9 protein-coding genes are annotated in these 10,620 nt (G+C 50.9%); 4 read left to right on the forward strand and 5 right to left on the reverse strand.

The window, feature by feature from the left end:
- Positions 1–69: 69 nt before the first annotated feature.
- Both ACMGEE_RS01230 and ACMGEE_RS01235 read left to right on the forward strand, forming a co-directional pair.
- Positions 70–231 (forward strand): YnfU family zinc-binding protein, encoded by a 162-nt coding sequence (locus ACMGEE_RS01230; protein WP_301251653.1) that lies wholly within the window; start codon positions 70–72, stop codon positions 229–231.
- 434 nt (positions 232–665) lie between these two features.
- Positions 666–2,312: a methyl-accepting chemotaxis protein gene (locus tag ACMGEE_RS01235; RefSeq protein WP_436829499.1), complete on the forward strand. Its 1,647-nt coding sequence runs from the start codon at positions 666–668 to the stop codon at positions 2,310–2,312.
- A 125-nt stretch (positions 2,313–2,437) separates the two neighbouring features.
- On the opposite strand, the gene ACMGEE_RS01240 is transcribed toward ACMGEE_RS01235, so the two are convergent.
- On the reverse strand, positions 2,438–2,635 hold the full coding sequence (locus tag ACMGEE_RS01240) for a YkvA family protein (RefSeq protein WP_301251719.1): 198 nt from the start codon (positions 2,633–2,635) through the stop codon (positions 2,438–2,440).
- Positions 2,636–3,382: 747 nt separating this feature from the next.
- On the opposite strand from ACMGEE_RS01240, the gene ACMGEE_RS01245 reads away from it, so the two are divergent.
- Positions 3,383–4,282: a LysR family transcriptional regulator gene (locus ACMGEE_RS01245; RefSeq protein ID WP_253453876.1), complete on the forward strand. Its 900-nt coding sequence runs from the start codon at positions 3,383–3,385 to the stop codon at positions 4,280–4,282.
- Positions 4,283–4,294: 12 nt separating this feature from the next.
- Here ACMGEE_RS01245 and ACMGEE_RS01250 read toward each other — a convergent pair whose 3' ends face one another.
- The 4 genes from ACMGEE_RS01250 to sapC form a co-directional block, all read right to left on the reverse strand.
- Positions 4,295–5,431, reverse strand: a complete 1,137-nt coding sequence (locus ACMGEE_RS01250; RefSeq protein ID WP_253453878.1) for a CMD domain-containing protein — start codon at positions 5,429–5,431, stop codon at positions 4,295–4,297.
- Between the two features lie 190 nt (positions 5,432–5,621).
- Positions 5,622–6,428 (reverse strand): putrescine export ABC transporter ATP-binding protein SapF, encoded by an 807-nt coding sequence (gene sapF / locus ACMGEE_RS01255; RefSeq protein ID WP_253453880.1) that lies wholly within the window; start codon positions 6,426–6,428, stop codon positions 5,622–5,624.
- Positions 6,428–7,420: a putrescine export ABC transporter ATP-binding protein SapD gene (gene sapD / locus ACMGEE_RS01260; RefSeq protein WP_253453882.1), complete on the reverse strand. Its 993-nt coding sequence runs from the start codon at positions 7,418–7,420 to the stop codon at positions 6,428–6,430. Before sapD ends, sapF begins: the two co-directional genes overlap by 1 nt.
- On the reverse strand, positions 7,420–8,310 hold the full coding sequence (gene sapC, locus ACMGEE_RS01265) for a putrescine export ABC transporter permease SapC (protein WP_253453884.1): 891 nt from the start codon (positions 8,308–8,310) through the stop codon (positions 7,420–7,422). The genes sapD and sapC overlap by 1 nt, the downstream gene beginning before the upstream one ends.
- A gap of 1,113 nt (positions 8,311–9,423) precedes the next feature.
- On the opposite strand from sapC, the gene ACMGEE_RS01270 reads away from it, so the two are divergent.
- Positions 9,424–10,056, forward strand: coding sequence for an autoinducer binding domain-containing protein (locus tag ACMGEE_RS01270; protein WP_436829500.1), 633 nt, complete (start codon positions 9,424–9,426; stop codon positions 10,054–10,056).
- Positions 10,057–10,620: the final 564 nt, after the last annotated feature.

The raw sequence follows: 10,620 nt of genomic DNA on the forward strand, positions 1-10,620 counted from the left end.
GCAGGTTAGTTGAGTAAAATTTGCGCAGGGATGGTATAATCAGGCTCACTTCTCACAAGGCCAAATACCATGTCCTTTTTCGCTCAGATGATGGACCGTATCGCCAGAATAAACGCTGACGCCAAATGCCCTATATGCGGAAAAAGCTCTAAGCATTCAGTTGCAAAAATTTCTCGAGAGCAGGCATTGCTCTGCCCACATTGCAAATCCCTTTTTGTTATTCACGGTTAAATAGTGCTGAAAAGCTAAGCCGCCTCCGGGCGGTTTTTATCGGCGTGTTTAATACTGACCGCGCCAGGAATGGCTGTTACGGCGCCAGAAACAGGGGCGTCCAGATGATTTATCCTTAAAACATGAAACATAACTTGCTAAATTAATTAACACATACAGTGAGTTTTGGCTTACAGGCTGAAGATTAAAAGGGCCGGGTGACCAAAACGATAAAAAGCCGATAGCACAATACGGATCCTTTGCACGTCAGTATTACGTGAACAAATGTAACTTAAGTAATAAAATCAATATTAATAATAGGTTGTATTGCCCTGCACGAAAAAAAATTTAAACTTGATACAAGGGCTAATTTTTTTCAATGGCATACCGATAACCCTACCCTGGGGACAAAACGTCTTCTTAGGGCTTATTAAATTATCAGGTTTGAGGTAGGTATGAATATTACGCAGCGTTTGTTCCTGACGTTTACCCTGTTGGCGCTGGCTTTATGCACGCTGGCAGCGGTATCGTTCTCAATTATATCGGGTTTTCAATCCCGCTTCGAATATGTGCAGAATAATGCTATCCCCAGCATTAAGGATCTTAACAAATCCATTAGTGCTTCCAGCGGTTTGGGCCTGGCCTTATACAAGCACCAGGCGCTTACCGATGATACAAAGCTGCCTGCCGCTGAACGCCATATCGACGACACGCTGGATGAATTGAAAAAGCTGACTGATTACTACATGGCTAATGATATCTCCAATGCTGAAGATCGTAGTATGACAGAGCAGATCTACCGTGACATCGACGCAGTACGGGCTGACTTACCGGCGTTCCTTAACGCTTCCCGCGCGCAAAATGAGAGCGTAACGCTGGCCTTGCTTCAGGGTGAATCAGGTATAGGTGCTGCAGGCAGAAAATTAGCATCAGATTTGAATAAGCAGATTGAACTTAATATCCAGATTGGCAATGAGCTAAAAAAAATCAATAGAGAAATCTATTCAAAAACAATCTGGATGATGTCAACTGCGGTTCTTATGGTGATTGTGCTGCTCAGCTTTTTTGCCATAAAAACCATTCTGAATATCAGAAGAAGCCTTCTGAATATAGAAGAGACAATGCTGGAAGTCAGCAACACGTTAGACCTTACTCGCCAGGCTGACGACAGCCACGCTGATGAAATAGGAAAAACCGCTTCAGCGTTTAATAAATTACTGACTAAGTTTTCAGAGACGTTAACGGCTGTTAATAGCGCATCGTTATCCGTAAGCTCAGGATCTTCACAAATTGCCGCAGGTAATGAAGATTTGTCTTCTCGTACCGAGCAGCAGGCGGCTTCGCTTGAAGAGACCTCTTCGAGTATGGCTGCACTGAGCGAAACGGTAAAAAATAACTCCTTCAGTGCCAGCGAGGCGAGCACGCTGGCCGATAGCGCTAATAAGCTGTCGACAGAAAACGGTCAGTCCGTGAGGAATATGTTGAATACGATGGAAGATATCCGCACCAGCTCCGGAAAAATTTCCGAAATAACGGGGCTGATCGAGGGGATTTCATTCCAGACCAATATTCTGGCGCTGAACGCTGCCGTTGAGGCGGCAAGAGCCGGCGAGCATGGCAGAGGCTTTGCAGTGGTGGCAAGCGAAGTGCGTAATCTTGCGCAGCGTTCTTCCTCTGCGGCAAAAGAGATTAAAGATCTGATCAACGCCTCTGTTATGCACGTCGAAAGCGGGGCGCTGCAGGCGGCCAGTGTGGGTGAAAACTCAGCAAAAGTGACCAGCTCAATCAACCAGGTCGCGACTATTGTCAATGAGATTGCTACTTCGGCAGCGGAACAAAGCCGCGGTATTGAGCAGGTTCATTTGGCTATCGGGCAGATGGACGAAGTGACGCAACAAAATGCTGCGCTGGTCGAGGAAGCCTCGTCCGCGTCCCGATCGCTACAGGATCAGGCGGAGACGCTCAGCCAACTGGTGTCTGCCTTTAAGTTAACTTCAGATACGCGGATGTACAAAAAAACCGAGACCTTTGTTAAGCCATCCGTGAGCCGTACGCCCGCGAAGGCGGCCGCTGTATCAGCCGGGGATTGGGAAAGTTTTTAATGTGGTTCGCCCCCAGTAATGGGGGCTTTGGCGTTAAAGTCATTTTCCACGCTCTTGATCCACAGCCAATGCAGCGCCGATAGCCCTTTCGGGCGTGCTCGTTGGGCTGATATCGTCACCAGTCATCAGCAATAACGTTTAGTCGAACCAGTCTGCCATTTTTTCTGTAGCCTGGTTTTTACATCTTCGTTGATATACATCGACACAGCAGCCAGCGCCCCAGCCGGGACACCAGGGTCATCCGTAAAGCCAACAACGGGCAAAGCATCAGGGACGGCATCAATCGGCAAAACGAAATAAGCAAGCGCAGCGTAAATCGTCATTTTGCCCAAATTGGCGTGTCTGGTCTCTGCGCAGAAAAATAGAACCAAAGCGCTTTTTCAATGACTTCATGCCCCGCTTTTTTAACGTACTTAACAATTTTTACCAAAAGCCGTCATCGTTAAAATCTTTAGCGGTGGTGAACTTGTTTTCCATCTCTTTCTCCTGAAATTAAACCCTGTTGTTCATCGGCATATCTCTTCAGGGCTTTATCTCTTTGTGAGCGGCCCGGTATTTATGTACGGCTTCTGTCGTAAAACTAAAGCTACCGTTAACCATTTCAGTAAAGAGATGCCGGGCAACTTTATTACGCACCAAAAAAAATGCCGCAATTGTCGGGCTGCAATAATAAAAATCCATTATTAACGAGCTATCTGGCCTGAAGGTAAAAAAAGCCTGTAAGGTATGCAGGCAAATAATCAGAGCCGGTTGACCCGGCACACTAAATTAATCCCAATGTTATAAAATGGCTGGAGGCACGTACCTGAGCCTGAAATTTGTTCCGACGGAATTTTATCAGGGAAACTTGCATACAAATGCTTTTGCTGAATGAGCGCGGACAACAGCCATTATTGACGTTCAGCAGCACGACATTAGCCTTTAGGGCTCTTTAAATTGACATCTCAGGCGCGCTGGCTGAAGATCTTCTTTAGTCAGCAATGCCTGTCGACCGGGCTGATTTTGCGCCCGGATGCCTGCTTACCAGTCAATAAAGCCTGTCTGACATAACCTTCTGAAAAATAAGAAAAATGGATATAAAACAACTTATTTACCTGTGTAACCTTGAGCGCGAGCGCCATTTTGGCCGTGCGGCGGAGGCGAGCTTCGTCAGCCAGCCGACGCTGTCGATGCGTCTGAAAAACCTGGAGCGCGAGCTGGGGCTATCGCTGATCAACCGCAGCAATAACTTCGACGGCTTTACGCCAGAAGGCGAAAGGGTGCTGACGTGGGCGCGGGAAATCGTCTCCGTCTATCAGGGCCTCAAGCTGGAAGTCGAATCGTTAAAACATGGCGTTGCGGGCACGCTACGTATTGGCGTGGTGCCGCAGTGCAGCATCTCGCTGCCGCTGGTGCTGAAAGGCATCCAGGAACGTTATCCGCAGCTTAACTATCGCGTCTCGGTGCTCAGCGCCGATCAGCTGCTTGACGCATTGAACAGCTATACGGTGGACGTCGGCATTGGCTTTTTTGAGCTGGTCACGCTGCGCGAGCTGCATTTCCAGGCCGAACCGCTGGCGGACAACGGCGTGGAAGTGGTTTTCCATCCCGAACATTTTCCGCAGCTGGTGGGCGAAGCGCCGCTGAGCCTGAACGAACTAAAAGAGATCCCGCTGTGTCTGGCGGAGCAGACGCGCTATTTCCGACGCTATCTGGATACCCACTTTCGGGAAGCCGATATCCATCTGCGGGTGATACTGGAAACCACCTCCGTGTTTCAACTGGCGCAGGGCGTTCAGGTAGGGCTGGGCTGCCTGATTTCGCCTCGCGGCCATCTGCTGCCGGCCATGACGCCGGAATTGCAGTCGCGCCCGCTGGCCATTGCGCCGATGAGCCGCCAGGCCGCAGTGGTTATTGCCGAGCCGGGCAGAGCGACGCCGCTGTCCCAGCACTTTTTTGACGAGGTACGCCGCTGGCTTAGCGAACGTTAGCCGCGACGAACGCTAACTCCCCAGCGACTGCATCAGCCGGTTATTCCAGCCTGCCAGCGCCGTACTGAAAATCACGTTCATCATTCTCTGCAGCGAAAAACCCGCCTCTTTCAGCGGCTGTAAATGCGCGGCGCTGAAGCGCTCCGGCGAGCGGGTCAGCTGCGCGGCGGTCTGTATCACTGCCCGATCGACGGCGCTGGCGCTTCCGATCGCGTCATCAACGCCTGTTTTTAACGCGCTACGCAGCGCTTCCGGCGCGTACCGGTTAAAGCAGGCTGCACTGCCGTTGATCCGTGCGGCTACAGCGGCGGCAAGCTGGCCTTCCGGCGTCGTCGTTTGCTCTTCCAGTACCTTAATCAGCTGACCCCAGCCGTACAGGGCATCCCCGTCGTGCGCCAGCAGCCAGGCGCTGCGGCTTAATGCCTGCTGCGGCTGGCAGAAGGTCAGCGCTTCCAGCTGGCTGTGCGTGGCGTAACGCAGCTCAACGGGCGTCAGCCGGGGCTGCCAGCTATGCTGGTCGGTAAAGCCGCATTCGTCCGCATCTGGCGGAACGGTTACGCCAGGGATCCAGCGAACCGGCAGGGCGAGCAGGGCATGCACGCCAGCCGCCACTCGCGCCTGATAACAGACAAAACCGATAATCTGGCTAAAGGTGATGATATCCGGCGCGGTCAGGCCTGCCTCATCCAGCCGCTGCAATGCTGCCTCGTCAATCAGCGTCGGCTGCATCGCCAGCTGGCGGGCATATTCGGTAATTTGCGTCAGGCGACGGTTGCTCTCACGTGAAGAGTCCGGCCCGCTTAGCGGGTTGAGGCGTGCGGCGTAATGGTTACACAGGCGCTGAACGCCGGTAACCTGCGCCACGGTAAGTGCGGTGCTGAGACGATCGTATAACGTCAGCGTATGCGTCAGCGAGGCGGTCAGCGACGAAGGAAACAGCAGCGAGTAGAGATCCCTGGAAGCCAGCAGCGCCGGCTGCGCTTCCTGTAGCGTCTGCCGCAGCCCGCCTTCACAAAGCGCGGCCAGTCCCAGCAAAAAACGGTCTTCAATATCAGCGGCCTCGGGCACCAGAGGCTCTGCCCGGCTGGCGAGCGTGGCCTGAGTTTCGTGATACCAGTGGCTATGGCTTTTAAGCCGACGCTGTTCCATAGTCATTCCTTTTCAAGTTGGCTGGCCCTGAGTACGGACCGGAGGGCAAGCCTATCCTCGCGCAAGCGGAATAACCGGCAAAGACCGATCGGTGCTAATAAATAGCGGAAAAGCATAATGGTGAAAGAAGCAGCGGAACCGGCTGGAAATTCGCCCATTCCTGGCAGAACGGGCGTTTAAAAGAGCCGGACTAACGATCTTTACGCCAGGCGTCCGCCGTCAGCGCTTCGCCAAAGTGGCTGGTAATCAGTCTTTTCGTCAGATCGTGCAGCGGGCAGGCGAGGACATCTGCGGTGCTGCCGCGCTCTACCACTTCGCCGTGATGCATGACGATTACCTGATCGCTGATATGCTTCATCATGCCCAGATGCTGCGTCACATAGATATAGGCGATGCCGTGCTTGTCCTGTAGTTCCAGCATCAGATTCACCAGCTGCGAGCGCATAGACATATCCAGCGAGGCCAGCGCCTCGTCGGCGACAATGACCTTAGGTTGCAGGATCAACGCGCGGGCAAGACCGACGCGCTGCTTCTGTCCCGGCGCCAGCATATGAGGATAATAAGCGGCGTGATCGCGCAGCAAACCGACCTGGCGCAGGGTGGCGATAATGCGCTTTTCCCGCGCTTCGGCGGTCAGATCGGTATTCAGACGCAGCGGGAAATCCAGGATCTGGCCGATGCGCTGGCGTGGATTCAGCGAAGTGGACGGATCCTGAAAGATCATACGGATACGCTGGCTGCGGTAGCCGTAATCGCCATATTGCAGCGGCCGATCGTCAATCAGGATTTCGCCCGCACTCGGCTCAATCATGCCGCTGAGCATTTTCGCCAGCGTCGACTTGCCGGAGCCGTTTTCGCCGATGATCGCCAGCGTCTGTCTTTCGCGTAGCGTAAAGCTGACCTCTTTGACCGCCTCAACATGCTGACGCCGAAACAGGCCGGTTCGGTAACGGTAGGTTTTACTGAGGTTGCGCACCTCCAGCAGCGTTTCAACCATTACTGACTCTCCATATTCAGCGGGAAATGACAGGCGAACAGGTGCGATTTTCCGCCCGCCAAGCGGGGCGTTTCGATACATTTTTTCTGCGCATAAGGGCAGCGCGGCCCCAGACGGCAGCCAATGGGCAGGTGCTCCAGCGAAGGGATCGCACCGGGCAGGGTGTTCAGACGACTTTTATGCGGCAGCGAGCGCCCAAAATCCGGCATCGCCCTGATCAGCGCCTGCGTATAAGGATGGTGCGGCTGCACGATCAAATCTTCGCTGGTGGCGGTTTCCACCGTCTGGCCACAGTACATTACGTTGATGCGGTTCGCCCAGTGGCTCAGCATCTGCAAATCGTGGCTGATCAGCAAAATCGTGGTGTTGTTGTTCTGATTAAGCCGGGAAAGCAGACGGAAAATCTGCGCCTGCGTCGTCGGTTCCATCGCGTTAGTGGGTTCATCGGCAATCAGCAGGCGCGGCTGGTTGGCCAGCGCAATGGCGATCATCACTTTCTGGCATTCGCCTTCGGTCAGCTCATAGGGAAAACTGCGCATAATATCTTTATGATCTTTGATGCCCACGCGGTGCAGTAGCTCGATAGCGCGACGATGCCGCCAGCCGAAACGCTGGTACCAGCGGCCTTTCCACGTCCAGCGGGGAATAGCCTGTTTTAGCTGTTTACCCACGCTTTCAGAAGGATCGAGGCAGGACTGCGGCTCCTGAAAAATCATCGACACGTTATGACCAACAAGTTTACGCCTTTCGCGCGGCGACAGCTTAAGCAGGTCGATATCGTCAAAGCGCATACGGTCGGCAGTAACCCGCCAGTTATCTTTGGTCACGCCGCAGATCGCTTTGGCGATCAGGCTTTTGCCAGAGCCGGATTCGCCCACCAGGCCGCGAACTTCCCCTTCGGTCAGCGTAATACTGACGCGATCGACCGCCTTGACCGGGCCATCGGCGGTCATAAACTCAATGGTCAGATTACGAATATCGAGCAGCGGCATTATTCAACTCCCGCAACGATGGCGCGACGAATACCGTCGCCCAGCAAATTGACAATCAGCACGCTGAGCATTATCGCCGCGCCGGGCAGCATCACCGTCCAGGGTGCGACGTAAATCAGCTCCAGCGCATCACCAAGCATGGCTCCCCATTCGGGAGAAGGCAACTGCGCGCCCAGATCCAGAAAGCCCAGCGCGGCGATATCCAGGATAGCCATCGACAGCGCGCGGGTAAATTCCGAAACCAGCAGCGCCAGGATATTGGGGAAAATCGCATAGCGAAGAATATTCATGCTGGAGGCGCCATCCAGACGGGCGGCGGTGACATACTCCTTTTCCAGTTCGTCGTGCACGGCGGTATAGACCGAGCGCACCAGACGAGGAATTATCGCCAGGAATACTGCCAGCCAGGCATGGCTTAAACCTGGGCCAAAAAACGCCACCACGATGATCGCCAGCAGCAGCGAAGGAATGGAAAGAAAGGTATCCAGAATGTGGTTCATCACCGCCGAACGCAATCCTCTGGTCAGCCCGGCAAAAACGCCCAGCACCATGGCGCAAAGCGAGGCCAGTACGGTAATGGCGATAGCCGAGCCTACCGTTGGCGCCGCGCCGCTCAGCAGGCGGCTCAGCAGATCGCGGCCCAAATCGTCCGTGCCGAGAAAAAATGAAACATCGCCGTAGCGCGACCACGAGGGCGGCAGCAGCTGATAACCTAAAAACTGCTGCGCCAGCCCGTAAGGCGCAAGCAGGCGGCCAAACAGGCACAGCAGCAGCAGCGCGATAAACAGGTAGAAGCCGACCATCGCGGTGGTGTCATGATAAAACAGCCGCCACGTGGTGCGGAAAGTGCTGGGCAGCCGTTTTTCGGCGTAAATGTTATCGGAGGGCATAATCTTTCACTTTAAGGCGTTTTAATATAGTCTGATTTTCTTTGAATTTAACATTCATATCATGGCCTTGCGATTAATTTGTGCTTTAAAGTGACGCTGATTCACTTGGTTTACCTACAATCTAGGGTTTTGTGCCCACTAAAGCGTATTCGGGATGGCATATACACGGTGCTTACTGATGACTCCGCTTACAATATCGCCTTATAAATGTCGTGATAAGGTTGAGATCACGGCAGATTCACCAGGCCTCAATGTCCGACTTTCAATTACCGGATCCGTTACCTTTTTTACCGTCATTGTCGGGAGGGCAAGCCCGTACAGCTTAGCATAGGCGAGTATTCTTCTGTATCTCTGTCACAGGCAAGGGAGCGGTGGCGGCAACTTTGAACCTGGTACACAGCGCTAAGATCCTTGGCATCAGGTAAAGCTGGAAAGGCTGAAAAATGTGGATGCCCTTACAGTGAAAAAGGCTTACGGTTATTGGGGGAATCACTACTTTAAGCCACAGGGTTTGGTAAATATCAATCCAAACAGCTGTAGTTTCAAAATCATGTCAAGCCAAAAGCACACTGGCAGGATTTGTTTGACAGTGTGGAGTGGAGGTAATAACCAGTAAGGTTCTCGATTTGATGCAGCGGGCATTCAGATTTTGTTCAAGCCATGGTGTTATAGATGTGGATCCTTTGGAGTTACTGCGTCAGGCTAATATTAGCATGACAAGTGCGATGAAAAACCGGATGTTGGGCGATGAAGAAATTAAAGTGTTAATCCACTGGGCAGGATGCCGGATTCTTTATACCCCGCGTCCGTGCTCAGCTCCAGGCACTTGTTAATCCGTCCGGCTCGACGCCAGTACAGCAGCTCCACACCGAGTATCTACGGCGGCAATTTGGTTTAATAAATAGAGTTAATATTAGACGAATGATGCGGGTATAAAAATTAAACCATCTTTCATGGATCGACAAATAAATTTCGGTAATTTTTATAAATGTTATGATGTACCTACCTTATTTAATAGGTTCTATTATTCGTTAGCAATAAACTGGCGTATCCTAGCGATGATACACAAGGGTGTTTTTCTGTTAATTAACTTGATCTCATAAGGTAGGAAATATGTTGGATTTATTCAGTCACCAGAAAAAAATTGATACTGGGATGCGTCACTTCATCCAGAAACAGCTAATTATGTTTGAAAGTGTAATATTTACATATGCACTTATAAATAAAAGTAATTCAAATCTTTTTTATGTTCTGAGCAACAGAACAGACTGGTTTGAATCTGACTATCAAGTAAATAATCGTCATCGCACAGATCCGGTAATAATTATGAGTACAAGCGGCTTGAGTGATTTCTACTGGGATCAGGCGGCTATGTCTCTGAATCTTGGCGATGTAAATATTTTTGAAAGCGCACGCGATTACGGCGTGATGCAGGGCCACACGTTTACGTTACATGATGAGCTGAATAACGTGGCAATGTTGACGCTGATTAGAAAAACAGGGGAAGTGTTCGAATTCCGCCAGACTATTGAGCGTAATAGAAATAGTTTTAGAAAAATATTGCGAAAATCTCATGAAAAAAATATGCGGATGCGCGGCGTTGAATGTGATGTGATTTATCCAGGCTGCAGACGTTACCAAATTTATCAAAAGGCAGACACAAGAATAGTACGGCCGATCATGGATGGTGAAATTATTGCGTCGGTTGACACGTTAGCCGAAATAGTCAAAAAAGCAGGATTCTAATTCTTATAATAATCGTGCTAATATATCGTAAAAGGTCTGAATAATCTGTAACCTGCCGCGCCATTCAGGAAAAAAAGAATGGCGCATTTTTATCGCGGGGCCGCTCATGCAGATAGACTTGTTCCGTGTTATACCTGATATCGAGCCGCCGGCATGACGCAGCAAAAATCGTGCGTCACATCATCGCGTCTAAATCCACAGTGGCATACTGGAAACAGGGCAACGAGCCGCGTTATTGCGCCGACAAACGGCTAATCAGATTGGTGGAACTGGCCACCGAACGCATCGCTGACGGGTTGCCATACACGCATTACGATACCTATTACTACCGGTTAAGATGATAATGTATACCTGCTTCAATGAGCTGGTTTTAAGTAATTCATCAAATTTAAAAAGGGGAGGGGTATTCCATATTCCTTTTTAAATAAATTTTGAAGCAACTCTCTGTTTTTATATGCTTTGCTTTAGTGTTATTCTGTCTATATTTAGATATTTAGATATTTAGATATTTAGATATTTAGATATTTAGATATTTAGATATTTAGATATTTAGATATTTAGATA

The organism is Erwinia artemisiae (assembly GCF_051400835.1).
Taxonomy (GTDB): domain Bacteria; phylum Pseudomonadota; class Gammaproteobacteria; order Enterobacterales; family Enterobacteriaceae; genus Erwinia; species Erwinia aeris.